The organism is Geodermatophilus sp. SYSU D00684 (assembly GCF_054050455.1).
Window position 1 is genome coordinate 55847 of the sequence record NZ_JBJGZI010000015.1, and the last position, 25240, is coordinate 81086.

At 75.0% G+C, this 25240-nt stretch carries 24 protein-coding genes; 4 read left to right on the top strand and 20 right to left on the bottom strand.

Annotated elements, in window-relative coordinates; translation table 11 throughout:
• Positions 1 to 98 precede the first annotated feature (98 nt).
• From ACI79L_RS12715 to ACI79L_RS12760, 10 genes are all read right to left on the bottom strand, one after another.
• Positions 99 to 593: a hypothetical protein gene (locus ACI79L_RS12715; protein WP_456937138.1), complete on the bottom strand. Its 495-nt coding sequence runs from the start codon at positions 591 to 593 to the stop codon at positions 99 to 101.
• Positions 590 to 952 carry a response regulator gene (locus ACI79L_RS12720; protein ID WP_456927641.1) on the bottom strand — a complete coding sequence of 121 codons (363 nt, stop codon included), beginning with the start codon at positions 950 to 952 and terminating at the stop codon, positions 590 to 592. Before ACI79L_RS12720 ends, ACI79L_RS12715 begins: the two co-directional genes overlap by 4 nt.
• Entirely contained in the window at positions 949 to 1467 is a 519-nt protein-coding gene (locus ACI79L_RS12725) for a chemotaxis protein CheX (RefSeq protein ID WP_456937139.1), read from the bottom strand. Before ACI79L_RS12725 ends, ACI79L_RS12720 begins: the two co-directional genes overlap by 4 nt.
• Positions 1464 to 1853 carry a response regulator gene (locus ACI79L_RS12730; protein WP_456937140.1) on the bottom strand — a complete coding sequence of 130 codons (390 nt, stop codon included), beginning with the start codon at positions 1851 to 1853 and terminating at the stop codon, positions 1464 to 1466. The genes ACI79L_RS12725 and ACI79L_RS12730 overlap by 4 nt, the downstream gene beginning before the upstream one ends.
• Positions 1850 to 2674, bottom strand: a complete 825-nt coding sequence (locus tag ACI79L_RS12735; RefSeq protein ID WP_456937141.1) for a CheR family methyltransferase — start codon at positions 2672 to 2674, stop codon at positions 1850 to 1852. Before ACI79L_RS12735 ends, ACI79L_RS12730 begins: the two co-directional genes overlap by 4 nt.
• Positions 2671 to 3795: a protein-glutamate methylesterase/protein-glutamine glutaminase gene (locus ACI79L_RS12740; protein WP_456937142.1), complete on the bottom strand. Its 1125-nt coding sequence runs from the start codon at positions 3793 to 3795 to the stop codon at positions 2671 to 2673. Before ACI79L_RS12740 ends, ACI79L_RS12735 begins: the two co-directional genes overlap by 4 nt.
• A 385-nt stretch (positions 3796 to 4180) precedes the next feature.
• Entirely contained in the window at positions 4181 to 5074 is an 894-nt protein-coding gene (locus ACI79L_RS12745; RefSeq protein ID WP_456937143.1) for a hypothetical protein, read from the bottom strand.
• A 228-nt stretch (positions 5075 to 5302) separates the two neighbouring features.
• A complete protein-coding gene (locus ACI79L_RS12750; RefSeq protein WP_456937144.1) occupies positions 5303 to 5749 on the bottom strand; it encodes a chemotaxis protein CheW in 447 nt (148 codons plus the stop codon).
• Between the two features lies 1 nt (position 5750).
• Complete coding sequence (locus ACI79L_RS12755; RefSeq protein ID WP_456937145.1) at positions 5751 to 8087, bottom strand: chemotaxis protein CheA; 2337 nt, start codon at positions 8085 to 8087, stop codon at positions 5751 to 5753.
• A gap of 152 nt (positions 8088 to 8239) precedes the next feature.
• On the bottom strand, positions 8240 to 9841 hold the full coding sequence (locus ACI79L_RS12760; protein WP_456937146.1) for a methyl-accepting chemotaxis protein: 1602 nt from the start codon (positions 9839 to 9841) through the stop codon (positions 8240 to 8242).
• Positions 9842 to 10055: 214 nt separating this feature from the next.
• Between ACI79L_RS12760 and ACI79L_RS12765 the strand changes: the two genes are divergently transcribed.
• Positions 10056 to 10256, top strand: coding sequence for a hypothetical protein (locus tag ACI79L_RS12765; RefSeq protein WP_456937147.1), 201 nt, complete (start codon positions 10056 to 10058; stop codon positions 10254 to 10256).
• On the opposite strand, the gene ACI79L_RS12770 is transcribed toward ACI79L_RS12765, so the two are convergent.
• The 4 genes from ACI79L_RS12770 to ACI79L_RS12785 form a co-directional block, all read right to left on the bottom strand.
• Positions 10246 to 11868 carry a methyl-accepting chemotaxis protein gene (locus ACI79L_RS12770; RefSeq protein WP_456937148.1) on the bottom strand — a complete coding sequence of 541 codons (1623 nt, stop codon included), beginning with the start codon at positions 11866 to 11868 and terminating at the stop codon, positions 10246 to 10248. The two genes, ACI79L_RS12765 and ACI79L_RS12770, sit on opposite strands and share 11 nt — an antisense overlap.
• 31 nt (positions 11869 to 11899) lie before the next feature.
• On the bottom strand, positions 11900 to 13492 hold the full coding sequence (locus ACI79L_RS12775; RefSeq protein ID WP_456937149.1) for a methyl-accepting chemotaxis protein: 1593 nt from the start codon (positions 13490 to 13492) through the stop codon (positions 11900 to 11902).
• Positions 13493 to 13803: 311 nt separating this feature from the next.
• Positions 13804 to 14544, bottom strand: a complete 741-nt coding sequence (gene otsB, locus ACI79L_RS12780; protein ID WP_456937150.1) for a trehalose-phosphatase — start codon at positions 14542 to 14544, stop codon at positions 13804 to 13806.
• The gene (locus ACI79L_RS12785; protein ID WP_456937151.1) at positions 14541 to 15932 is read right to left on the bottom strand and encodes an alpha,alpha-trehalose-phosphate synthase (UDP-forming); all 1392 of its coding nucleotides are present in this window, start codon (positions 15930 to 15932) and stop codon (positions 14541 to 14543) included. Before ACI79L_RS12785 ends, otsB begins: the two co-directional genes overlap by 4 nt.
• 146 nt (positions 15933 to 16078) lie before the next feature.
• Here ACI79L_RS12785 and ACI79L_RS12790 point away from each other — a divergent pair, with 146 nt between their 5' ends.
• Positions 16079 to 16510 carry an ester cyclase gene (locus ACI79L_RS12790; protein WP_456937152.1) on the top strand — a complete coding sequence of 144 codons (432 nt, stop codon included), beginning with the start codon at positions 16079 to 16081 and terminating at the stop codon, positions 16508 to 16510.
• Positions 16511 to 16516: 6 nt separating this feature from the next.
• On the opposite strand, the gene ACI79L_RS12795 is transcribed toward ACI79L_RS12790, so the two are convergent.
• The 5 genes from ACI79L_RS12795 to ACI79L_RS12815 all read right to left on the bottom strand — a co-directional run bounded on the left by ACI79L_RS12795 (position 16517) and on the right by ACI79L_RS12815 (position 22377).
• Entirely contained in the window at positions 16517 to 16876 is a 360-nt protein-coding gene (locus ACI79L_RS12795; protein ID WP_456937153.1) for a fluoride efflux transporter FluC, read from the bottom strand.
• Positions 16864 to 17250, bottom strand: coding sequence for a fluoride efflux transporter CrcB (crcB, locus tag ACI79L_RS12800; RefSeq protein WP_456937154.1), 387 nt, complete (start codon positions 17248 to 17250; stop codon positions 16864 to 16866). The genes ACI79L_RS12795 and crcB overlap by 13 nt, the downstream gene beginning before the upstream one ends.
• The gene (ngg, locus tag ACI79L_RS12805; RefSeq protein WP_456937155.1) at positions 17247 to 19004 is read right to left on the bottom strand and encodes an N-acetylglutaminylglutamine synthetase; all 1758 of its coding nucleotides are present in this window, start codon (positions 19002 to 19004) and stop codon (positions 17247 to 17249) included. The genes crcB and ngg overlap by 4 nt, the downstream gene beginning before the upstream one ends.
• 11 nt (positions 19005 to 19015) lie before the next feature.
• Positions 19016 to 20797, bottom strand: a complete 1782-nt coding sequence (locus ACI79L_RS12810; protein WP_456937156.1) for an N-acetylglutaminylglutamine amidotransferase — start codon at positions 20795 to 20797, stop codon at positions 19016 to 19018.
• A gap of 107 nt (positions 20798 to 20904) precedes the next feature.
• Complete coding sequence (locus tag ACI79L_RS12815; RefSeq protein WP_456937157.1) at positions 20905 to 22377, bottom strand: S8 family serine peptidase; 1473 nt, start codon at positions 22375 to 22377, stop codon at positions 20905 to 20907.
• 137 nt (positions 22378 to 22514) lie between these two features.
• Between ACI79L_RS12815 and ACI79L_RS12820 the strand changes: the two genes are divergently transcribed.
• Positions 22515 to 23186: a hypothetical protein gene (locus tag ACI79L_RS12820; protein WP_456937158.1), complete on the top strand. Its 672-nt coding sequence runs from the start codon at positions 22515 to 22517 to the stop codon at positions 23184 to 23186.
• Positions 23187 to 23341: 155 nt separating this feature from the next.
• Positions 23342 to 24334, top strand: coding sequence for an aldo/keto reductase (locus tag ACI79L_RS12825; RefSeq protein ID WP_456937159.1), 993 nt, complete (start codon positions 23342 to 23344; stop codon positions 24332 to 24334).
• A 63-nt stretch (positions 24335 to 24397) separates the two neighbouring features.
• Here the strand turns inward: ACI79L_RS12825 and ACI79L_RS12830 are convergent, their stop codons facing one another.
• Complete coding sequence (locus ACI79L_RS12830) at positions 24398 to 25210, bottom strand: PaaX family transcriptional regulator C-terminal domain-containing protein (protein WP_456937160.1); 813 nt, start codon at positions 25208 to 25210, stop codon at positions 24398 to 24400.
• Positions 25211 to 25240 lie beyond the last annotated feature (30 nt).

The following is a 25240-nucleotide window of genomic DNA, read 5'->3' on the forward strand; positions in this document are numbered from 1 at the left end:
TGGGTGCGCCCGGGGCGGCGGGAACGGACGAAGGGCCCCCCTGCCCCCCGCCACTCGCACGCTCGCGGCGGGACCCGCAGGGGGGCCACCCCGTCACCTCACCCGGGGACGACCAGCGACAGCCGGCCCTTGCCGTAGCCGGGGACCTCGACGGCGAGGTCGAGCCGGTTGAAGGCGGCGAGCATGCCGGCGACGTCGCCCGGCAGGTCGTCGCCCGGCGCGTACAGCTGGTACAGCTTCGAGTGCGGGGCACCGGGGACGTTGAACAGGGCCGAGAGCACGTTGACGACCTCGTGCAGGGCCTCGGTGAGCATCGCGGTGAGCTCGCCGTCCTCCTCGACGACGTCCTGGACGCCGCCGGGCGGCAGCAGGGCCAGCGCGCCGCCGGTCCAGGCCGCCAGCGGCAGGTCCATGACGCACAGCGCGTTGACGGCCATCGTCGGGCTGACGTAGACGGCCACCGACACGGGGTCCTTCTCGGTCGGCGTCACCGGGGCGCCCGGCGTCACCGCGACGGGCTTGCCGACGAGGCCGGTCAGCATGTCCTTGACGGCCTTGGCGTCGGGCAGGACGACCGTGAGCGGGGCGGTCACGCGAGCACCCCGTCCAGGTGCTCGGTGAACGTGTCCGCGGTGAACGGCTTGGCGATGAGGAACAGCGCGCCGGCGTCGGCGGCCTTCTCCCGCATCTCCGCCGACCCCTCCGAGGTGACGAAGCCGAACGGCACGGTCGAGCCCGAGCCGCGCAGCGCCTGCAGGCACTCCAGGCCGGTCATGTTCGGCATGTTCCAGTCCGACAGGACCAGGTCCGGGCTCTCGCTCCGCACCTTGTCGTAGGCGTCGCGGCCGTCCTCGGCCTCGACGATGTCGTGGTCGTCGTAGCCGGCCTGCCGCAGGGTGCGGATGACGATCTGCCGCATGACGCGGCTGTCGTCGGCGACCAGGATCTTCACAGGGGCACCTCGTTCTCTTCGTCGGCGTGCGACTGCACGGAGACGGTCAGGGGCTCTCCGCGCCACAGGACGGCGACGCGGCAGGTGTCGGCCTCGCGGCCGGCAGGCGGGGTGGCGCCGGTCTCGGGCAGGCCGAGCACCGACGGGCCGGGGACGACGGCCTTGACGTTCCCGCCGACGACGTTGGCGAGCTCGCCCAGCGCGTCGTCGACGTCCTCGTCCTGGAGCACCGCGGGGGCGTGCCCGCGGAGCAGGGCCCGGGTCAGCTCCACCGCCGTCCCGCGGCCGCAGGTGAGCACGACGGCGCCGGTCCACGGCCCGACGATCTCGACCCAGGCGCTGTGCGTGTCCGCGGGCAGCGGCGCCGGCAGCGGGACCAGCACCTCGTCCTCGCCGACGAGCGCGAGCCACGCCTGCTCGGTGATCTCCTGGACCGTCGCCTCGTCGATCAGGTCGGGGAGCGCCGGCGGGCGGTCGGACGAGCGGCGGCGCAGCCCGGTGTCCGGACGGGTCACAGCGAGACCTCCTGCGGGAGCAGGCCGAGCAGCGCGAGCTTGTCGCGGATGGCGTCGGCGGTGAACGGCTTGATCACGTACTCGTGGGCGCCGGCGGCCAGCGCGCGCACGATCTGGCCGTGCTCGCTCTCGGAGGTGACCATCATCAGCGTCACCGCGCGCCAGGCCGGGTTGGCGCGGACGGCGTTGACGAACTGCAGGCCGTCCATGACCGGCATGTTCCAGTCGATGGTGCAGAGGTCGGGCACCCAGCCCTCGTGGAGGATGTCGAGCGCCTCCTGGCCGTGGCCGGCCTGCCGGGTCTCGTAGCCGAACCCCTCGAGGGTCCCGGTCACGATGCGCCGCATGGCGCGGGAGTCGTCGATCACCAGAGCGCGCACGGTCATGCCCCCTTCAGCGGGCGGTAGGCGGAGCTGCGGCCGAGCACGACCCGGCTCCAGGAGTCGTCGACGCCGAGGGTGGTCTCGGCGGCACCGAGGAACAGCCAGCCGTCGGGGCGCATGAGCTCCCGCACCCGGCGGAGGATCGCCTGCTTGGTGGGCAGGTCGAAGTAGATGAGCACGTTGCGCAGGTAGACGACGTCGAACGGGCCCATCCGCGGCAGCGGGGCGGCCAGGTTGCACTCGCGGGCGGTGACCATGCGGCGCAGGGCCGGGGCGACCTCCCACTCGCTGCCGGCCCGCTGGAAGTGGCGGACCAGCATCGGCGCGGGCAGGCCGCGGTTGACCTCGAGCTGGCTGAACCGGCCGGCCCGGGTGCGCTCGACCATCTCGCGGGAGATGTCGGTGGCGGTGATCGAGACCCGGGTCGAGGCGTTGGGCAACGCGTCCTCGAGCAGCATCGCGACCGTGTAGGGCTCCTGGCCGCTGGAGCAGGCGGCCGACCAGACCTCCAGCCGCTCGGCGGGGCCGCGGGCGGACAGCAGCGAGGGCAGCACGGTCGAGGTGAGGGCGGTGAACGGGTCGCCGTCGCGGAACCACGAGGTCTCGTTGGTGGTGAGCGCCTCGACGATCGAGCGGGTGTCGTCCGGGCGCGGGCGGCTGCGCACGGAGTCGACGAAGGCGTCGACGTCGGTCAGGCCCATCTTGCGGGCCAGGGGGAGCAGCCGGGCCTCGACGAGGTACTCCTTGCCCGGCGCGAGGACGATCGCGCTCTCCCGGTGCACCAGTTGGCGCACCCAGTCGAAGCGGGTGGCGGTGAGGGTCATCGGAGTGCTCCCGTCGCGTGGATCAGGGGGGCGGGCTGCGGCGGGGTGCCGGGGACGGCGCGGCCGAGGTGGCGGGTGATCGCCTCGGCGACGCGGTCGAGCGGGAGGACCTCGTCGGCGAGGCCGGCGGAGGCGACGGCGCCGGGCATCCCCCACACGACCGAGGTGGCCTGGTCCTGGACGACGACGGTGCCGCCGGCGTCGCGGACGGCACTGGCGCCGCTGCGGCCGTCGGCGCCCATGCCGGTCAGCACCACGGCGAGGACGGCGCCGTCGTAGGCGGTCACCGCGGTCCGGAACAGCGGGTCGACGGCGGGGCGGCAGAAGTTCTCCGGCGGGCCCTGGGACAGCACCGTCGTCGCGCCGCGGCCGGTGCCGCGCACGGTGAGGTGGTGGTCGCCGGGGGCCAGGTGGACGGTGCCGGGCAGCAGCGGCGAGCCGTCGGCGGCCTCGACGACCCGCAGCGCTGAGAGGCGGTCGAGCCGCTGGGCGAACTGGCGGGTGAAGACCGGGGGCATGTGCTGCACGAGCAGGACCGGCACCGGCAGGGTGGCCGGCAGCGCGGGCAGGACCTTGGCCAGCGCCTCGGGGCCGCCGGTGGAGGAGCCGATGACCAGCACCGCGGGCGCCTTGTGCGGCGTGCTGCGCGGCGCGGGCGGGCGGGGGGCGACCGGGGCCGCCGCCACGGGGCGGGCCGCGCCGAGGCCGACCGGGCGCCCGGTGAGGGCCTTGATCTTCGGGATGAGCTGCTCGCGGACGCTCTCCATCGACTGCGCGACGCTGCCGACGTTGGCCGGCTTGGTCACGTAGTCGTTGGCGCCGGCGGACAGGGCGTCCAGGGTGGCCGACGCGCCGCGCTCGGTGAGCGTGCTGAACATGACGATCGGCACGCGGTTGCGGCGGGCGCGGATGGCGCGGACCGCCTCGATGCCGTTCATCTCCGGCATCTCGATGTCCATGGTGACCAGGTCGGGCTTGAGCGCGTCGAGCTTGGTCAGCGCGAGCTTGCCGTTGACCGCCGTGCCGACGACCTCGATGGCGGGGTCGGAGGAGAGCACGTCGGTCACGATCTTGCGGACGACGACCGAGTCGTCGACCACCAGCACGCGGATCGGGTCCACACGTCCTCCTGCTCCGGCGGCGACGGCCGGCGGGGGCCGTCGTCGGGGTCTCGGCAGCGCGGCGGGGGGCCTCGAGGTCAGCTCCGGTGCTGTTCCGGAACGTCCTCGGGCGTCCCACCCGCATCGCCTGTCCCAGGAGTTGTCGGCCGCCCCACCCGCCGGGTTGACGCGGGCCGCGCAACCGTTACGGGGGAGGCGGTGACCAGGGGGCCCGCGGGGACATGTCGACCGGCCCGCGCGGGGGGCTGCGGGGCGCCCGCCGCGCTGACCTGCGCGGATCAGGAGTGCCGCGAGTCGATCATCGGACGCGTGCACGCCCGGACGGCGTGTCGCCCCGTGTCCTGCGCACGCACCCGATGATCAACCGGGGATCGGCCGCCCGGGGTCAGCGGCCGGTGGCGCGGTGCCAGGGCGCGAGCAGCACGCCCAGGGCGCTGGAGTCGAGCAGGTCGCCCATCGTCAGCGCCTGGACGACGCCGGCGAGGGCGTTCCACGAGCCGGTGGCGCCGTCGTGGGCGTCGAGGCCGCCGTCGGCGAACGCGCGGACGGCGAGCAGCTGGGCGGTGGCGAGCGTCCGGGTGCGGCCGGAGACGTGCGCGGCCCACGCGGCCTCGTGCATGGCGGCCGCCCACGGGCGCTGGGTGGCGCGGCCCTCGTCGACGGCGGCCCGCCAGCGCTCCCGGCCGCGGGCGTCCAGGCCGGCGAACGTGGCCAGCAGCGAGCTCAGCTCGGGCGTGGCCGGGCCGAGGTCGGCGTCCGCGCCGCGGGTGGCGGCGTCCGGGACGACGGCGGCGAACGGGGCCACCAGCTCGCGGCGGACCAGCCGGGGCAGCACGTCTGCGGCCCACTCCCCCACCGCGGCGTCGGCGAGGACCTCGGCGGCCTGCCCGCGGACGTCGTCGTCGGCCTGGGCGAAGGCCTCGTGCTCGGGGCCGAGGACGTCCTCGCGCAGCAGCCGCTCCAGGGCGGCGGCGCTGCCGATGGTGCCGCGCTCGAGCTGGGCGACCAGGACGGCGGCGCGGTCCTCCCCCGGCTCCGGCGACACGGAGCGCAGCTGGGGCACCGCGGCGGCGAGCTCGCGGGCGCGGCGGGCGCGGACGGCCAGGACGGTGCGCTGGTCGCGGTCGGCGCCGCGGGAGCGGGCACCGTCGGCGAGTGCGGTGAGCTCGGCGGGGCCGGCGGTGAGCCCGGTGAGCAGCACGTCGGCGACCGCGCGGCCGGCGGGCAGCCGCACCAGGTCGAACCCGAGCGTCGCGGCACTGACCAGCGAGTACGGCACGTCTCCCCCTCCGACGGCACCGCCGTGGAGCAGGCGGTCAGCCCATGCTCGCGGTGATCACCCCGCAACGCCACGCGGCCGTCACCCGATCGCCGGAGGGGCGGGGGGTGACGGCCGCGTGTCGGGCCCCGTCGGGTGACACGGAGGTGACGCAAGGTCACCGGAGGCGGCCCCCCTGCAGGGTCCCGCCGCGAGCTTGCGAGCGGTGGGGGGCAGGGGGGTCCTTCTTCAGGCGCCGACGGCCTTCTGCACGTCCAGGGCGAGCAGCAGCTGCCCGGCGAGCTTGTAGGCGCCGCGGATGAGCTCGCGGGCCTGCCCGTCGAGGGTGTCCGGCGGGGCCTCGAAGTCGGCCGCGTCGACGTCGACGACGTCGGCGATCGAGTCGACCAGCAGGCTCACCGCCTCGCCGTGCAGCCGCACGACGATGACCACGGCGTCGGTGCCGGCCGGCCGCGGCGGGCGGCCCAGCCGCTCGCGCAGCTCGATGGCGGTGACCACCTGGCCGCGCAGGTTGATCAGCCCGGCGACGGCCGGCGGCGCCAGCGGCACCCGGGTGAGCTTCTGGCTGCGCAGCACCTCCTGCACGTGCTCGACCTCGACGCCGTACAGGTCGCCGTCGAGCCGGAAGGTGGCCAGCTGCCCGCTGGTGGCGCGGGTGGCGGTCTCGGTGGTCACGTCAGACCTCCAGCAGAGCGGACGCGGGGGAGTGGGTGTCGGCGGCGTAGAACGCCGGGTCGGCCGCGAGGATCGCGGCGCGGACGTCGAGGAGCTCGGTCACCTTGTCGCCGAGGACGGCGGAGCCGAGCAGGCCCAGGTCGTCGATGTCGCTGCGGACGGCGGCCCCGCCGTCGACGATGTCGAGGATCTCCTCGACGACGATCGCGACGCTGCGGCCGTGGTCGCTGTAGACGATGACCTCGAGCACCTCGCGCTCGCTCGTGCCGTAGGCGCCCAGGTGCCGGTCGAGCCGGACGATCGGCAGGATCGCGCCGCGGTACTGCACGACCTCCCGGTTGCCGACCCGCTCGACGGCCTCGGCGCGCACCTGCTCGAGGCGGGTGACGGTGTCCAGCGGGATCGCCACGCGACGGCCCTCGCCGATCGCGGCCAGCAGCATCCGCTGGCGCTCGGTCTCGCCGCCGGGGGTGCCGGCGGCGGCCGCCTCGCGGGCCTCCTGCCGCTCGCTGCTCTCGGTGCGCAGCGCGCGGCGGGCCAGGGCCTGGACGTCGAGGATGAGCGCCACCGCGCCGTCGCCCAGGACGGTCGCGCCGGAGTACAGGCCGATCGCCTTGAGCTGGCCGCCGACGGCCTTGACGACGATCTCCTCGGTGTTGATCACCCGGTCGACGACGAGGCCGAAGCGCCGGCCCTCCGACCGCAGCACGGCGATGACCACGTGGCCGTCGTGCCGGTCGGAGGCGAGGCCCAGGACGTCGGTGAGCCGGACGAGGGGGAGCAGCTCGCCGCGCAGCCGGTAGACCGGCGCGCCGCCGACCTCCTCGACGGCGTTGGCGGCCTTCTCGGCATCGAGGCTGACCAGCTCCTGCAGGCTGATCTGCGGGATGGCGTAGCGGTCGCCGGCGCACTCGACGGTGAGCGCGGGGACGATCGCCAGGGTCAGCGGGATGCGCAGCCGGCAGACGGTGCCGCGGCCGGGCTCGGACTCGACCTCGATCGTGCCGCCGATGGACTCGATGTTGGTCTTGACGACGTCCATGCCGACGCCGCGGCCGGAGACGTTGGTGACGGCTGCCGCCGTCGAGAAGCCGGGCAGGAAGATCATCTGCAGGACGTCCTGCGGGCCCATGCGGGAGAGCTGGTCGGCGGTGACCAGGCCGCGCTCGACGGCCTTGGCGCCGACCCTGGCCGGGTCGATGCCGGCGCCGTCGTCGGCGACCTCGACGACGACCTGCCCGCTCTCGTGCTTCGCGCGCAGGGTGAGCACGCCCTCGGCGGGCTTGCCTGCGGCGCGGCGGCGGTCGGGGGCCTCGATGCCGTGGTCGACGGAGTTGCGGACCAGGTGGGTCAGCGGGTCCTTGACCGCCTCGAGCAGCGTCTTGTCCAGCTCGGTGTCCCGGCCCTCCATGTCCAGGCGGACGCTCTTGCCGCACTGGATGCCGAGGTCGCGGACGACGCGCGGCAGCTTGGACCAGATGTGGTCGATCGGCTGCATGCGTGTCTTCATGACGCCCTCCTGCAGCTCGCTGGCGATGAGGTTGAGCCGCTGCGAGGCGCGCACCAGGTCGGTGTCGGTGGAGCGGCCCACGTACTGGACGATCTGGTTGCGGGTCAGCACCAGCTCGCCGACCAGCAGCATCAGCGAGTCGAGCAGGTCGACGTCGACGCGGATGGTCGAGTCGGCGACGGCGCGGCGCTGCTGCGCGCCCTGGCCCTCGGGGCGGGCGGCGCCGGCGGGCAGGCCGCCGTCGGCGTGGTCGTCGTCGTGGTGCTCGTCGTGCACCTCGTCGTGGACGGGGGCGGGCTCGGGCTCGGACACCGTCTCGGCGGCGGCCTCGACCACGGCCTCGGCGGCGGCGACGACCTCGGCGGCGACCGCGGCGGCGACCGCGGCGGGGCCGGCCTCGGTTCCGACGGCGGCGGGCGCGGCGGCGGGGGCCGGGACGGGGGAGTCCTCCATGGCCGCGCTGATCTCGGCGACGACGGCGGAGACGTCCACGCCGCCCTCGCCGCCGGTGGCCTCGATGGACGCGAGCAGCGAGCGGACGGTGTCGACCATCCGCAGCAGCACGCTGGTGCGCTCGGGGGTCAGCGCGAGGACGCCGTCCCGCAGCCGGGAGAGCATGTTCTCCCCGACGTGGGTGACCTCCTCGAGCCGGCCGAAGGCGAGGAAGCCGCTGGTCCCCTTGATCGTGTGGATGGTGCGGAAGATGCTCGAGAGCCGCTCGCGGGAGTCGGGCTCCTGCTCGAGGGCGACCAGGTCCGTGTCGAGCTGGTCGAGGTTCTCGTGGCTCTCGACGAGGAACTCCTCGACGATGTCGTCCAGACCGTCCACCGTTGCCTTCTCTCTCGCGTGCGGGGGACGGATCCGTCCCCGGATGGTCTTCGGCGGCCCGCCGTCCGACTCAAGGTGAGCGCCGGGCGGCCGCGGGGGTGCTCGGGCGCCTCCCGTGGCCGGCCGGGAGCGGCCGGCCACGGGAGGGCCGGTCAGTAGGTGAAGCGGGCCACGCTGGTGCGCAGGTCGGCGGCCATGCGGGACAGCTCGTCGACGGCGGTGCGCGTCTGGGTGAGCGCCTGGGTGGTGGAGTCGGCCGCCGTCGAGACCCCGGTGATGTTGTCCGCGATCTGGCCGGAGCCCTGGGCGGCCTCGGACACCGACCGGCTCATCTCGTTGGTCGTGGCGGTCTGCTCCTCCACCGCGCTGGCGATGGTGGTCTGCCGGTCGGAGATCTGCGCGACGATCTGGCTGATCTCACCGATGGCGGCCACCGCGGCGGTGGTGTCGCCCTGGATGGCCTGCACCCGACGGGCGATGTCCTCGGTCGCCTTCGCCGTCTCCTGCGCGAGCTCCTTGACCTCGTTCGCCACGACCGCGAAGCCCTTGCCGGCCTCCCCGGCCCGGGCGGCCTCGATGGTCGCGTTGAGCGCCAGCAGGTTGGTCTGCTCGGCGATGCTCGTGATGACCTTGACGACGTTGCCGATCTCGGCCGACGAGTCGCCCAGCTTGGCCACGGTCGCCGTCGTCGTCTCCGCTGCGGTCACCGCGCGGGCGGCCACCGCCGACGCCTCGGCGGCGTTGGTGGCGATCTCGCGGATCGAGGCGCCCATCTGCTCGGCACCCGCGGCGACGGTCTGCACGTTCCGGCTGACCTCCTCCGCGGCGCCGGCGACCACGCCGGACTGCGCCGAGGTCTCCTCGGCCGAGGCGGAGATCTGCGCGGAGGACGCGGACAGCTCCTCGCTGGAGGCGGCGACGGCGTCGGCCGAGGCGGCCACGGCGGACAGCACAGCGCGCAGGTTCTCCTGGGCCTCGCCCAGGGCGGCGGCCATGCGGCCGAGCTCGTCGCGCCCGCGGACCTCAGGGGTGACGGTGAGGTCGCCGGCCGCCAGGGCCTCGACCGAGCGCTGCACCGAGCGGACGGTGCCCACGAGCCGCCGGACGACGAGGACGGTCAGCCCGCCGGCGACCAGCGTGCCCAGCACCAGGGCGACCCACAGGGTGGTGGTGGCCGAGGAGACGATGTCCACGGCGTCGTCGGTGTCGGCCTGGCCGGCGTCGACCCGCCGCTCCTGCATGGCGTTGTACTGGTCCATGAGGACGTCGGAGCGGTCCTGCAGCGGGCCGGTGATGACGGTGGCCGCGACGGCCAGGTTCCCGGCGTCGGCCGCGGGCAGCAGCTGGGTGTCGGCGATCGTGTAGTAGTCCTCGACGGTGCCGCGGAACTCCTCGAAGGCCTCCTTGTTGACCGTCACCTCGGCGTAGGCGTCGAGCTGGCCGTCGATGGTGTCCCGGCGCTCGGTCAGGTCGGCCCGCAGGGCGGCGCGCTGCTGGGCGTCCGCGATCGGGTAGGTGTTGTACCGCGACCGGTCGCCCTGCCAGGAGCGCTGGATGTCGGCCAGGTCGGACAGCCGGACGACGTTGTCGTTGATCCGGGCGGCCGCGTCCTGGACCGCCGACAGCCGGTTGACGGCGAGGACGGTCATCGCGACGGCGACCAGCGCGAGGACGGCGACGGCGGCGCCGATCTTGACACCGACCGGGCGGTCGGCGAACCAGCCGCCGGTGCGGCCGGCGCGTTGCGTGCTCATGGGGAGTGCTCCTGGGTTCTGGGTGTGGCCGGGGGGGTGGGGAAGCGGGCGCTCTCGGGACAGGAGAGTGACGGATCCGAGAAGGAACTCGCGTCGTCCGGAAATGGCGTGTCGGTAACGATCCGAACACGGCCGTAATCGGGTGCGAGAGGCGACGCCGGGGCCATTCCCGGCACCAAGTCGACAAGCGGCAGGACCCCGTCGAGCAGCGCGGATGCCCGAGTCGACAAGGGCATCCGCACAGGTGGCGCTGCACGGGAGCGGCGATGATGGCCATTTCTGCCGCTCGAAGCAGGGAAAGCAGCCGGCGCCCGTCACCATTGTCACGGAAATGGCACCGGACTCGACCGTGATCACCGGCCGCCGGGGGCGGATGACCATTCTCGGCGGCCGGTCACCGCGGGTCAGTGCGTGAACCGGCCGACGCTCGTCCTGAGCTCGGCGGCCATCCGGGACAGCTCGTCGACGGCGGTCCGCGTCTGGGTGAGCGCCTGGGTGGTGGAGTCGGCCGCGGCCGAGACCCCGGTGATGTTGTCCGCGATCTGGCCCGAGCCCTGGGCGGCCTCGGACACCGAGCGGGACATCTCGCTCGTGGTCGCCGTCTGCTCCTCGACCGCGCTGGCGATGGTGGTCTGCCGGTCGGAGATCTGCGCGACGATCTGGCTGATCTCACCGATGGCGGCCACCGCGGCGGTGGTGTCGCCCTGGATGGCCTGCACCCGGCGGGTGATGTCCTCGGTCGCCTTCGCCGTCTCCTGCGCGAGCTCCTTGACCTCGTTCGCCACGACCGCGAAGCCCTTGCCGGCCTCCCCGGCCCGGGCGGCCTCGATGGTCGCGTTGAGCGCCAGCAGGTTGGTCTGCTCGGCGATGCTCGTGATGACCTTGACGACGTTGCCGATCTCGGCCGACGAGTCGCCCAGCTTGGCCACGGTCGCCGTCGTCGTCTCCGCTGCGGTCACCGCGCGGGCGGCCACCGCCGACGCCTCGGCGGCGTTGGTGGCGATCTCGCGGATCGAGGCGCCCATCTGCTCGGCACCCGCGGCCACGGTCTGCACCGACCGCGACACCTCCTCCGCCGCGCCGGCCACCACGCCGGACTGCGCGGAGGTCTCCTCGGCCGAGGCGGAGATCTGCGCCGAGGACGCGGACAGCTCCTCCGACGACGCAGCGACGGCGTCGGCCGAGGCGGCCACAGCGGCCAGCACCGCGCGCAGCTCGTCCTGGGCGGCGTCGAGGGCGCGGGCCACGTCACCGACCTCGTCGCCCCGCTCGATGCCGGTGCGCGCCGTGAGGTCACCCGCGGCCAGGCGGGCCGCCACCACCTGCACCCGGCGCAGCGGGCGGACGACGGACCGCCCGACCTGCACCGCGCACAGCCCGGCGAGCACGAGCGCGGCCAGCCCCACGACGCTCAGCAGCACGGTCGCGCGGGTCTGCGCGGAGTCCTGCTCGGCGCGCAGCTGCGCGGCCCGCTCCGTCGCCGAGGCCTGCATCCGGTCGGCCAGGTCGAGCACGGCGCCGTAGCCCTCGCCGGCCTCGCCGCCGTTGATGCTCTCCAGCGCGGTGCGGTAGCCCTCGGGAGTGCCGGAGGACAGCCAGGTGACGACCTGGTCGTCCCACCGGAAGTAGTCGTCCCACGCCGGCCGCAGCCCGGCGAACGCGGCGGCCTCCTCCTCGTTCATGGCGGAGGTGTCGACGTCGCCCAGCCAGGCGTAGACGCCGTCCTTCGCCTCCAGCAGGCCGGAGCGGTTGTAGGCGTCGGGCGCCAGGGCGACCGCGGGGCCGAAGGTGACCGCGTCGGCGACCACGAGGCCCTGCCACCCGGTGACGTCGGCGATCTGGAAGCGGGCGGTCTCGGCCTCGGCCAGGACGGCGTCGGCGCGGCTGAGCTCCCCGGCGAGGTCGCGCTGCTCGGCGACGGCCGACAGGCCGGCGCCGGCGCTGACGGCGACCAGGACGCCGACCACGCCGAAGGCGAGGGCGAGCCGGCGGCCGATCCGCAGGGAGGAGAGCCAGGACAGGTGCACGGTGGTGCCTTTCCGGAGGTTCCGTGGGGTCTCAGTGGGTGAAGCGGCTGACGCTGGTGCGCAGGCCGGCGGCCATGCGGGACAGCTCGTCGACGGCGACCCGGGTCTGCGCCAGCGCCTGGGTGGTGGAGTCGGCCGCGGCCGAGACGCCGGAGATGTTGTCGGCGATCTGCCCCGAGCCCTGGGCGGCCTCCGCGACCGACCGGGACATCTCGCTCGTGGTGGCGGTCTGCTCCTCGACGGCGGAGGCGATGGTCGTCTGCCGGTCGGAGATCTGGGCGACGATCTGGCTGATCTCACCGATCGCCCCGACGGCGGCGCCGGTGTCCTTCTGGATCGCCTCGACGCGGCGGGCGATGTCCTCGGTCGCCTTCGCCGTCTCCTGCGCGAGCTCCTTGACCTCGTTCGCCACGACCGCGAAGCCCTTGCCGGCCTCCCCGGCCCGGGCGGCCTCGATGGTCGCGTTGAGCGCCAGCAGGTTGGTCTGCTCGGCGATGCTCGTGATGACCTTGACGACGTTGCCGATCTCGGCCGAGGACGCGCCCAGCCTGGCCACGGTCGCCGTCGTCGTCTCCGCCGCCGTGACCGCGCGGGCGGCCACCGCCGACGCCTCGGCGGCGTTGGTGGCGATCTCGCGGATCGAGGCGCCCATCTGCTCCGCGCCGGCCGCGACCGTCTGCACCGACCGCGACACCTCGTCGGCGGCCGCCGCGACCACGCCGGACTGCGCGGAGGTCTCCTCGGCCGAGGCGGAGATCTGCGCGGAGGACGCGGACAGCTCCTCGCTGGAGGCCGCCACCGCGTCCGCGGAGGCGGCCACGGCGTCGAGCACCTCGCGCAGGCTGCCCTGGGCGCGGTCGAGGGCGTCGGCCATCCGGCCGACCTCGTCGCGCGACCGGATGCCGGTGCTGCGGGTCAGGTCGCCCTGCGCCAGCGCCTCGAGGGAGGCCTGGACCGTGCGCACCGGCCGGATCACCGAGCGGGCGGTCAGCCGGCTGAGCAGGACCAGCAGCAGGAAGCCCAGCCCGGCGACGACGAGTGCGACCGTCTCGTAGCGGGAGACGGTGTCCTGCAGCTCGCCCTGGGCCGCCTCCGCCTCCGTCTCCAGCGTGTCCTTGGCGGTGCCGACGGCGGCGTCGGTGAGGTCGTTGGCGGCCTGGATGTCCTCCCAGCGCACCCGCGCGCCGGCCTGGTCGGCCACGGCGCCGTTCACGAAGACGGTGATCGCGTCGGTGTAGTCGCCGTAGGTGTCCTGCAGCGCGGCGACCGCGGCGGCACTGTCCCCGGTCAGCTCGATCCCCCCGAGCCCGGCGAGCAGCTCCCGCGGGGTGGCGACGTCGTCGGCGAGCTCGGCCAGCTGCTCGGCTGGGTCCTCGCGGACGATCGCCTTGAACCCGTCGACCTTGAGCTCGCTGGCCCGGGTGTCCAGCTGGAGCACCAGCTCCTGCGCCTCCTCCAGCGCCTCGACGCGCTCCTGGGCGTCGCGCACGGCGGCGTTGCCGAGCAGCGTCGCGCCGAGCAGACCCCCCAGCGACAGCGTGCCGACGGCGACCAGCGCGCCGAACTTGACGGACAGCGGGCGGTCGGCGAACCAACCGGCACGCGGGCGGGATGCGGCGTCCACGAGAGCCTCCTGGGCTTCCTGTGCACGCTGCGACGGATGTGACGGGCGTGCAGCAGGAATGGTGGCGGCGGCCGGTGCCCGCGCCCGGCTGCCGGAAACGCCCCGGGACGGATCGTTGCGGAGGAGGCGGTGACCCCTTGCGGCGCCGTCGCCGAGTCGACGCACGTCGGCGGTGACCGGCCGGCCCGCCGGGCGTCCGCGCTGGTCGGAGCGGGGGAGGGGCGCCGTGTCGACCCGCCGCGGGCGGTGACCGCGCGACGGGGGAGCGGTCGTCCCGGACCGCGGCGCGACGCGCCGCGCCGCGGCGGGGGTCAGGCGAGCAGGTCGCCGAGCAGCCGGAGGAGGGCGAGGGCGGCGGCCGGGTCGGCCACCCGCTGGGTCGCGGCCGTCTCGCCCTCGCCGACCTTGACGCCGAGGTCGTCCGGGCCGAGGGAGCGGAAGACGTCCTCGTCGGTGCGGTCGTCCCCGAGGTAGACGACGGCGGCGGTGCCGAGCTCGGTGCGCAGCCGGCGCACGGCGCTGCCCTTGTCGGCATCCACGAGGACGAGCTCGAGCACCGCCTTGCCCGGCTTCTTCGTCAGTGACGGATCCGCGATCGCATCCGCGGACTCCAGCAGCGCGGTGGCCGCGGCGGGGTCGGGGACCTGCCGGACGTGGACGGCCACGCTGGCGGGCTTGACCTCCAGCCGCGCACCGGGGACGGCGGCCACCAGCGGGGCGAGCTGCCCGGCGAGGACGTCCCGGCGGCCGGCCAGCTCGCCGGTGAGCGGGCCGTCGAACTCGGCGCCGTGGCTGCCCACCCAGCGGTAGGGACCGGTGAGGCCGCTGACCGTGCGCAGGTCCTCGAGCCCGCGGCCGCTGACCAGCGCCACGGTCACGCCGTCGGCGGCGGCGATCCGGGCCAGGGCCTCGGCGGTGCCGGGGGAGGGGACCGCCGCGCTCGGGTCGCCCACCAGCGGGGCCAGCACGCCGTCGTAGTCGGAGGCGACCAGCAGCGGACGGCGGGCGGCGACCGCCGCCAGCGCGGCCGCCGTCCCCTCCGGGACGCTCACGCCTGGGCGCGCAGGGCGTCGAAGAAGGACGACGCCCAGTGGTCGAGGTCGTGCTTGGCCAGGTACCGGCGCATGGCGCGCATCCGGCGGGCGCCCTCGTCCGGCTCGATCCGCAGCGCGCGCAGCAGCTGGTTCTTCACGCCGGCGATGTCGTGCGGGTTGACCAGGAACGCCTGCTTGAGCTCGGCGGCGGCGCCGGCGAACTCGGACAGGACGAGCGTGCCGCCGAGGTCGCCGCGGGCGGCCACGTACTCCTTGGCCACGAGGTTCATGCCGTCGCGGTAGGGCGTCACCAGCATGACGTCGGCTGCGCGGTAGAGGGCGGCGAGTTCCTCGCGGGGCATCGACTGGTTGAAGTAGTGCACCGCCGGGCCGCCGATGGAGCCGAAGACGCCGTTGATGTGGCCGACCTGCTGCTCGATCGTCTCCCGCATGTGCACGTAGTGCTCGACCCGCTCGCGGCTGGGCGTGGCCACCTGGACCATGACCGTCCCGGGCGCCTCGACCGCGCCGTCCTCGAGCAGCTCCTGGAAGGCGTTGAGCCGGACGCTGATGCCCTTGGTGTAGTCCAGCCGGTCGACGCCCAGGATGATCTTGTCGGGCTTGCCCAGCTCCGCGCGGATCTCCGCGGCCCGGCTGACCACCTCCGGCGAGGAGGCCAGCTCGTCGAAGGCGGCGACGTCGATGGAGATGGGGAACGCCCGCGCGGTCACCGTGCGCCCGTCGTACTCGACCGTCGCCCCGCGGGTGGGCAGCTCGTGCAGCCGGCGGGCCAGCTGGACGAAGTTCGCCGCCGCGCTCGGCCGCTGGAAGCCGACCAGGTCCGCGCCCAGCAGCCCCTCGACGATCGCCGACCGCCACGGCAGCTGGGTGAACAGCTCGTAGGGCGGGAACGGGATGTGCAGGAAGAAGCCGATCGTGAGGTCGGGCCGCCGCTGCCGGAGCATCGCGGGCACCAGCTGCAGCTGGTAGTCGTGCACCCAGACGATCGCGCCCTCGGCGGCCACCTCCGCGGTCCGCTCGGCGAAGCGCTTGTTGACCTGCACGTAGGTGTCCCACCAGGTGCGGTGGTACTCCGGCTTCTCGACCACGTCGTGGTACAGCGGCCACAGCGAGGCGTTGGACATGCCCTCGTAGTAGCGGTCGACCTCCTCCTCCGAGAGCTCGACGGGGATCAGCGACATCCCGCCGGACTCGAAGGGCTCGGGCGCCTCGCCGGCCGAGCCGGACCAGCCCACCCACGCGCCGCCGCGACCGGCGACGAAGGGCTCGAGCGCGGTCACCAGGCCGCCGGGGCTGCGCTGCCAGCGCGTCGTCCCGTCGGGGTCGGTCACCTGGTCGACCGGCAGCCGGTTGGCCACCACGACGACGGGACTGTCCGTCCCCACGTCTCCCGCGTCTGTCCTGGCCATACGCCGTTGACCCTACTGAGACGCCGCGGCCACGTCACCCGCGGGCCGGGGGAGCCGTTGGTCTCTTGCCGCAGCCGTCCCGCCGCACGACCCTGCGGCCGTCGCCGGATCTGGGAGGGAGCATGACGTCGACGGCGCTGGCCGACCTCCCCGTGCGGGAACGGGTCCGTCTCTTCGAGCGGGCGTGCAACGCCGACGGGCTCGGGGACTACGCCGCCCTTCTCGCGCCCGACGTCCGGAGCCGCACGGGGGACCTGACGGCGACCGGACGGGACGCCGTCGTCCGGTTCATGACGGCCGTCAGAACGACGTTCCCCGACCTCTCGGTGACCTTCTCCCACGTGCTCGTCTCGGGTGACGAGGTCGCCGCGGAGCTCGTCGAGCGGGGGACCCACCGGGGGCCCCTGGTGCTGCCCGGCCGGACGCTCCCGCCGACCGGGCGCCGCGTCGAGTGGCACGCCGCGACCTTCTTCCGGTACGACGAGAACGGGCTGATCCGGTCCCTCCGCGACTACCTGGACACGGCCGCGCTCCTGCGGCAGCTCGAGGTGTGACCGCGGTCAGCGGGCCAGGAGGTACCCGGCGGCCGCCGCCCCGAGGCCGAGCACCAGCGTGGCCGCGAGGTACCCGGCCGCCCGGGCGAGGGCGCGCTCCTCCACCAGCCGGACGACGTCGGCGCCGAAGCTGGAGAAGGTGGTCAGCGTCCCGCAGAAGCCGGTGCCGACCAGGGCGACCACCGCCGCGGGCGCGTCGCCGAGGCCCAGCAGCACGCCGAGCACGGCGGAGCCCGCGACGTTGACCGCCAGGGTGCCGACCGCGGGGTCCCGGCCCGCCCGGCCCGCGAGGCGGACCGCCAGCAGCCGCAGCGGCGCACCGACCAGCGCGCCGGCCGCGACCAGCAGCGGCGTCACGGTCTCCACCGCCGCACCGCGAGCAGGCCGGCGGCGGTGGCGAGCACCCCGCCGAGGACCGAGGCGAGCACGTAGCCCGCGGCGAGCAGGACCCGGCCGGCGTCGGTCAGCTCGACGACCTCGACGGCGAACGCGGAGTACGTCGTGTAGCCGCCGAGCACGCCGACGGCGAGGAACGGCCGCACCCACGCCGGCTCCGGGCCCGTGGTGAGCAGGCCGAGCAGGACGCCCATCAGCAGGCAACCGGTGAGGTTGACCAGCAGCGTCGCCCAGGGCCACCCGGCGCCGGGGGAGGGGAGCGCCTCGGCGACGCCCCACCGCGCCAGCGCCCCCAGCGCCCCGCCGACCGCCGCCAGGGGATAGGCCGCCGTCGGGGACCTCACCGCCGGCGGGTCTCGGGGAACAGCAGGTCGACGAACCGGGCGGCGGTGGGCTGCGGCTCGTGGTTGGCCAGCCCCGGGCGCTCGTTGGCCTCGACGAACACCGCGTCCGGGCCCTCGACGTCGGGGACGAGGAAGTCGACGCCGGTCACCGGGATGCCGATCGCCCGGCTGGCCCGCACCGCCGCCTGCCCGATCGCCGGGTGCAGCCGGTCGGTGACGTCCTCGATGGTGCCGCCGGTGTGCAGGTTCGCCGTCCGCCGCACGCGCAGTCGCTGCCCGTTGGCCAGGACGTCGTCCATCGCGTACCCGGCCGCCCGGACGACGTCGGTGGTGACGTCGTCCAGCGGGATCCGCGACTCGCCGCCGGTGGCCCGCTCCCGCCGCCGGCTGGTCTCGCGGACCAGCTGGGCCACGGTGCTGCGGCCGTCGCCGACGACCTCGGCGGGCTTGCGCACCGCCGCGGCGACCACCTCGTGGTCGATGACGACGACGCGCACGTCCTCGCCGTCGACGAGCTCCTCGACCAGCACGTCCGGGCAGAACAGCCGCGCGGCGTCGACGGCCCGGCCGAGCTCCTCCTCGCCGGTCACACCCACGGTGATGCCCTTGCCCTGCTCGCCGCGGGTGGGCTTGACCACCACCTCCCCGGCCTCGGCGAGCAGCTCGCGGGCGGGGCCGAGGTCGTCGCCGGGCACGGTCAGGCCGCGGGGCACGCGCACCCCGGCGGCCTCGACGATGCGGCGGGTGACCCGCTTGTCGTCGCAGCGGCTCATCGCGACGGCGGTGGTGAACTCCGACAGCGACTCGCGGGTCAGCACCCGGCGCCCGCCGAGGGACAGCTGCATCTCGCCGAACTCGGCGTCGGTCACCTCGACGCGGATCCCGCGCCGCAGCGCCTCGTCGGCGATGATCCGCGCGTAGGGGTTGAGCCGGGTCAGCCCCGGCGGGCGGGCGGCGAACAGCGGCGTGTTGATCGGGTTCTTGCGCTTGACGCACACCGCGGGCGCGCGCATGAAGCCGAGCTTGCGGTAGAGCGCGATCGCGCCCTTGTTGTCGTGCATGACCGAGAGGTCGACGTAGGAGCGGCCACGGCCGACGTACCGCTCGGCCAGCACCCGCACCAGCGCCTCGCCGGTGCCGGGCGGCGCGCTCTGCCCGTCGACGGCGAGGCACCACAGGCTGGTGCCGCTCTCCGGGTCGCCGAACGCCAGCACGTGGTCGACGCCGGTGACCGTGCCGACGATCCGGGAGGTCCGGGTGTCCGCGGCGACGAGGTAGGTGAAGGCGCGGGTGCGGTGGTTGGCCCACATGGTCTCGGGGTCGCCGGTGACCATGCCGTTGCGGGCGTAGATCTCGTTGATCGCCACCATGTCCCCCAGCGAGGTCACCGTGCGGACGAAGACGCCGCGGATGAGCTCGGGCCGGGGCCGGTAGCGGTAGAGGTCCAGCCGGTAGGTGTAGCTGGGGTCGATGAACAGCTCGTCGGGCGCGAGGCCGACGAGGACGTGCGGGTCGCGGGCGTAGATGCAGATGTCGCGCTGCCCGCTCTCCTCGGCGCGCAGCGCGGCGAGGATGTCGCGCATCTCGGTGAACGTCTGGCCGAAGACCAGGCGCCCCCACGCCAGGTCCAGCACGACGTCGCCGTCCATCCCCTCGAGCTGGTGCTCCGAGGGCCGGGTCCAGTTGCGTCCGGTGAGGTCGGGGGGGCCGGCCACCGCGGTGCGGCGGCGGTGCCCGGCGAGCCGGGGTGCCACGGTGCGCCTCCTCAGACCCCGTGGTTCTGCAGCCACAGCTCCAGCAGGCCCAGCTGCCAGAGCTTGTTGCCGCGCAGCGGCGTGAGCTCCCCGTTGGGGTCCTCGAGCAGCCGGGACACGTACTCGGGGCGGAACAGCGCCCGCTCCCGCGCCGCCTCGCTGGACAGCGCGTCCTTGACCAGGCCGAGCACCTTGCCCTCGAGGTGGGTGATCGCCGGGACCGGGAAGTAGCCCTTGGGCCGGTCGATGACCTCCGGCGGGACGATCCGGCGGCCGATCGCCTTGAGCACGCCCTTGCCGCCGTCGGCGAGCTTGAGCTCCGGCGGGCACTGGGCCGCGAGCTCGACCAGGTCGTGGTCGAGGAAGGGCACCCGGGCCTCCAGGCCCCACGCCATGGACATGTTGTCCACCCGCTTGACCGGGTCGTCGACGAGCATGACCTCGCTGTCCAGCCGCAGGGCGGCGTCGACGGCGGTCTGCGCGCCGGCGCGGGACATGTGGTCGCGGACGAACTCCAGGCTCGGGTCGCCGTCGAGGGCGTACCGCTCGCCGACGAGCGCCCGCATGTCCTCCGCGCCGCGGTCGAAGAACGCCGCCGCGTAGCGCTCGACGGCCTCCTCGCGGCCGACGTCGGCCAGCGGCGGGTACCAGTGGTAGCCGGCGAAGACCTCGTCGGCGCCCTGCCCGGACTGCACCACCCGGATCGACTGGCTGACCCGCTCGGACAGCAGGTCGAAGGCGACGACGTCGTGGCTGACCATCGGCTCGGCCATCGCGCCGATGGCGTGGCCGAGCGCGGCCGCGAGTTCGTCGGAGGACACCCGGATGCGGTGGTGGTCCGTGCCGAACCGCTCGGCGATGACGTCGGAGTAGCGGAACTCGTCGCCCGCGTGCCCGCCGACGGTCTCGAAGCCGATCGAGTAGGTGGCCAGGCCGCTCTGCCCCTCCTGGGCGAGCAGGCCGACGATCAGGCTGGAGTCCAGCCCACCGGACAGCAGCACGCCGACCGGGATGTCGGAGACCAGGCGACGGCGGACGGCGACCCGCAGCGCCTCCTCGATCGCGTCCTCCCAGTCCCGGTTCGACCAGCCGGAGTGCTCGGGGCGCCGCTCGTAGGTGGGCTCCCAGTAGCGGTGCTCGCGGCTGGTGCCGTCGGCCTCGATCACCCGCACGGTGGCCGGCGGCAGCTTGCGCACGCCGTTGAGCAGGGTGCGCGGCGCGGGGACGACGGCGTGCCAGGTCAGGTAGTGGTGCAGCGCGACCGGGTCGATGGAGGTGTCGACGTCGCCGGCGCGCAGCAGGGCCGGCAGCGAGGAGGCGAACCGCAGCCGGCCCGGCGTCTCGGCGAGGTACAGCGGCTTGATGCCCAGCCGGTCGCGGGCCATGACGACGCGGCCGGTGTCCCGCTCGTGGATGACCACGACGAACATGCCGTGCAGGTGGTCGACGAAGTCCAGGCCCCAGTGGTGGTAGCCCTTGAGCAGGACCTCGGTGTCGCTGGTGGAGAAGAAGCGGTAGCCGTGGCCCTCGAGCTCGGCGCGCAGCTCCTTGTAGTCGTAGATGCAGCCGTTGAAGACCGCCTCGAGGCCCAGCTCGCTGTCCACCATCGGCTGTGAGCCGCTGGGGGAGAGGTCGATGACCGACAGCCGGCGGTGGCCGAACGCCACCCGGCCGGCGCTCCACTGGCCCTGGCCGTCCGGCCCGCGGGGGACCAGTGCCTCGACCATCCGCGCCACCGCGGTGGTGTCGGCCAGGGAGCCGTCGAACCTGATCTCGCCGGAGAGGCCGCACATGGGTTCGATCCAACCCCAGCCCGACGATCACCGCGACGCGATCGGCGGAGTTCACAGGAAGGTCACACGGCCCGGTTCCATGTGGAACCGGGCCGTGTGCGCTCCTGCTACGCGGTGAGCGCGGCCACCGCGGCGGGGACGTCGACCAGACCGGTGCCCTTGTCGTACGACGTCGTCCGGCCGCCGGCCTGGGTGTACGCGGCGCCGTCGGCGTAGCGGTACGCCGTCGAGGTGATCGCCGCCTCGACCTCGGCCGCGGTCGCCGTCGGGTCGGCCTCGAACAGCTGGGCGACGATGCCCGCGACGTGCGGCGCGGCCATCGAGGTCCCGCTGATCGTGTTGAAGGTGCCCAGGTCGAGCGGGCCGGGGCCGTTGCGCGGGTCGAGGCCGGTGGCGCAGATCGGCAGGTACAGCCGGCACGACGAGGTGATGGCCTCACCGGGCGCGGACACGTCCGGCCAGGTGGAGGGGTCGGCCGCGGCGCCGCGCGAGGAGAACTCGCTGACCGCGCCGTCACGGGTGCCGGTGTCCCGGTCGTCGTACGACGCCACGCTGATGATCCCGCCGGTCGGGTCCTGGCCGGGCGGGTTGGTGAGCGACGTCGAGCCGTCGCCGCCGTCGTTGCCGGCCGCCCACACGGTGACGACGCCCTCCGCGGCCAGCGCGCGCTGCAGCTTGACCGTGGCGCTCCCCGGGTCGAACGCCCCGCCGCCGCTCGGGCCGTAGGAGTTGTTGGTGACCCGGATGGGCGGGCAGACGTCGGCGGGGACGTCCGCGCCGCACGGGTGCTCGTGGTTCTCCAGCACCCAGTTCAGCGCCGCGTCGGCACCGACGATGAGCAGCACCGCGCCGGTGGAGACGGACACCAGGCTCGCGCCGGGGGCGGCGCCCTGCAGCCGGCCGCCGTCGGACAGCGTCGTCGGCCGGCCGGCCACGATCCCGCTGACGTGCGTGCCGTGCCCGCCGACCGCCAGCGTGTCGGTGTCGACCACGGTCGGCACCCGGACGACGCAGTCCGGCGTCGTCGTGGTCTCCAGCAGGCACAGGCTCTTGAGGTTGGCGACCACGGCGCTGCCGCCGTCGGGGTCGCGCAGGTAGGGGTGGGTCGGGTCGACGCCGGAGTCGATGACGGCGACCGAGACGCCGCTGCCGTCGAGCGGGGAGCCGTCGGGCCCGGTGAGCGTCCGCACCGCCTGGGCGCCGCCGGTGGCGGTGTTGGAGGTCTCCTGGGCGAACTCGATCGGGGTGTTGCCCTCGAGGTAGGTGACGCCGGGCTCGCCGCGGGCGGCCTGGACCTGGGCGGCGGTGCCGCGGGCGACGACGACGCCGATCCGCTCGAACTCGGTGACGGTCCGCATCCCGCTGGCGGCGACGGCGGCGCGGGCGGCCCGCGCGTCCTCCCCGTGCACCAGCACGGTGGTGGGGACGGCGGCGGCCAGGCCGGCGAGCTGGTCGGCCAGGAAGTCCTGGACGGGAGCGAGCGGTTCGGGGGCCGCCTGGGCGGGGGAGGCCAGCAGCGCGCCGGCGACCAGCGCGGCCAGGCTCCCTCCTCCGAGCACGCGACGGGTCGACCGGGGCATGGGCTCTCCTCGTTGAGAACTGACGGGTGCCCTGCTCGAACGAGCCGCTGCGACCCCGGTCACGCCGCCGGGGTGGCCGGGCGTGTCGCCGGGTTCCGGGTACCGGGGGAGCCGCGCCCGTCCGTCAGGGTGGGGGCGTGTACGACGACCCGCCCGGAGAGGCGCCCTGGGCGATGCAGCTGGTGGCGCGCGTGGAGCGGGTCGGGCCGCCGGCCCGGACGGCCGTCTGCGAGGCCGCGGCGACGGCGGTCGTGCGGCTGCTCGCCGACGACCGGGCGCAGCCGGGTGGGGAGTGGGAGCCGCTGGTCCGCCGGTGGACCGACGGGGCGATCCGCAAGCACTGCCGGCGGGCCAGGGGAGTGGCCTGGGAGCGGGTCGGGGCCCTCCCGGGCGTGACCGCCGCGGTGGCCGGCGCCGAGGTCCGCGCGCTGGTACCGGGGCCGACCGACGCCATCCCCCCGGAGGTGGCGAGGCTGCAGCTGACCGGCAGCGAGCTCGACGACCCCGGCGCCCGGCCGGCGGTCGATCCGGAGCCGGGCGGCCCGCTCGTCGTCTCGGTCTGCCCCGAGCCGTTCCTGCCGCTGGGCAAGGCGGCCGCGGCCTGCGGTCACGCCGCGCAACTGTCGGCGATGCGCATGCCCGGCGCGCGGTTCGCCGCGTGGGCGGCCGCCGGCTTCCCGGTGGTGGTCGAGCACCCCGACGTCGCGCGGTGGACGGCGCTGCGCCCGCGGGCGGACGTCGAGGTGGTCGACGCGGGCTTCACCGTGGTCGACCCGGGGACCAGCACGGCCCTCGCCCGCTGGGCCTAGCCGGGCACGCCCGTGCGGCACCACCCGTGTCGACCTGCTGTCGCCTCCCGCACGCGGAGACGACGACAGGTCGACACCGCGCGCGCCCAGCCAACGGAACGGCGGGGTCCCCTGACCCCCGGTTGTCCCCGTCCCCCGGCGGGCAGGAGCCGCGCATGCAGACACGCACCCTCGGGTCCCTGTCCGTCCCCGCCATGGGGCTGGGCTGCATGGGGATGAGCGAGTTCTACGGCACCGGCGACCAGGCCGAGGCCGAGCGCACCGTCCAGCGGGCCCTCGACCTCGGCGTCACCTTCCTCGACACCGCGGACATGTACGGCCCGTTCACCAACGAGCGGCTGGTCGGCAAGGCGATCGCCGGCCGCCGGGACGAGGTGGTGCTGGCGACCAAGTTCGGCAACGAGCGCGGCGAGGACGGCTCGTTCCGCGGGGTCAACGGCAGGCCGGACTACGTGCGGCGGGCCTGCGACGCCTCGCTCGAGCGGCTCGGCGTCGACGTCATCGACCTCTACTACCAGCACCGGGTGGACACCACCGTCCCGGTCGAGGACACCTGGGGCGCGCTGGCCGAGCTGGTCCAGGCGGGCAAGGTGCGCACCGTCGGGATCTCCGAGGCCGCACCGGAGACCATCCGCCGCGCGCACGCCGTCCAGCCGGTGACCGCCGTGCAGACCGAGTACTCGCTGTGGAGCCGCGACCCCGAGGAGAACGGCGTCCTGGCCACCTGCGCCGAGCTCGGCATCGGGTTCGTCGCCTACTCGCCGATCGGCCGTGGCTTCCTCTCCGGCCGGATCCGCAGCGTCGACGACCTCGCGCCCGACGACTTCCGCCGGCACAACCCGCGGTTCCAGGGCGAGGCGTTCGAGCAGAACCTGCGCCTGGTCGACCGGGTGCGGGAGATCGCCGACGAGAAGGGCGTGACGGCGTCGCAGCTCGCGCTGGCCTGGGTGATGGCGCAGAGCGACCGCGGGGGCAACCCGGGTGTGGTGCCGATCCCGGGCACCAAGCGGGTGCACTACCTGGAGGAGAACGCCGCGGCCGCCAACGCCGAGCTCTCCGACGACGACCTGCGCCGGCTCGACGAAGCCGCCCCGGTCGGCGCCGCGGTCGGCGACCGCTACCCGGACATGTCCGGCGTCCACCGGTGACGGAGGACCTCCCTGCCCCCCACCGCTCGCAGGCTCGCGGCGGGCCCCTGCAGGGAGGCCGGACTACGCGACGGCGCGAGGGATGACGGTCCCCAGCACGTCGGCGACGTGGGCGCGGGCGGCGGCGGCCAGCCGGGCGCCGACGTCGGCCCACGCGTCGCGGACCTCGCGCGCCGGCCACGCCTCCGGCTGCAGCGCCGGGGGCAGCAGCGGGTCGCCGGTGAGCACCGCCCGCATCTCCGCGCGCAGCTGCAGGTGGCACCCGAGCGCGGCCGGGCCCTCGGGCGGCGCACCGGCGACCGCGCGCAGCCGGTCGAGCACGCGCACCCAGGCGGCGCCGAGCCGGGGGAGGTCCCAGCAGCGGGCGGCCAGGTCGGCGTCGGACAGCCGCGGGTCGGCCACGTGCGCGGTGAGCAGGTCCAGCCGGGAGGTGCGCTCGCCGGCCAGCTCGCCGCGCACCTCCTCCAGGGCGACGGCGTGCGGCGACACCCACGTGGCCGGCGCCAGGGGGCCGAAGCCGGCGCGCGCCAGCGCGCGCCGCACCCGCTCGCGGGCCGCGCGGTCGGTCTCCGGGACGCCGTAGACGACCATCCGCCACGCGCCGTCCCACGGCTCCAGCCGCCGCCGGACCCGCTCGTCGCGGGCGGCGACCGCCGCCCGCAGCGCCGCGGTCGGGGCGAGCAGCGTCTCCCGCCCGCGCCGGGACGCGGTCAGCCAGCGGGCGCGGCGCAGTGCCGACGTGGCGACCCGCGTGCTCGGCTCGGCCACCCCGCACGCCGCGAGGAGGCCGACCAGGGCCTGCAGCGGCACCGGGTCGCCGGTGACGGCGTCCAGGTGCTCGGTGCACAGGTCCACCAGCAGGTCGCGGACGGTCATGACCTCATGCCTACCCCGCGCCCGGTCCCG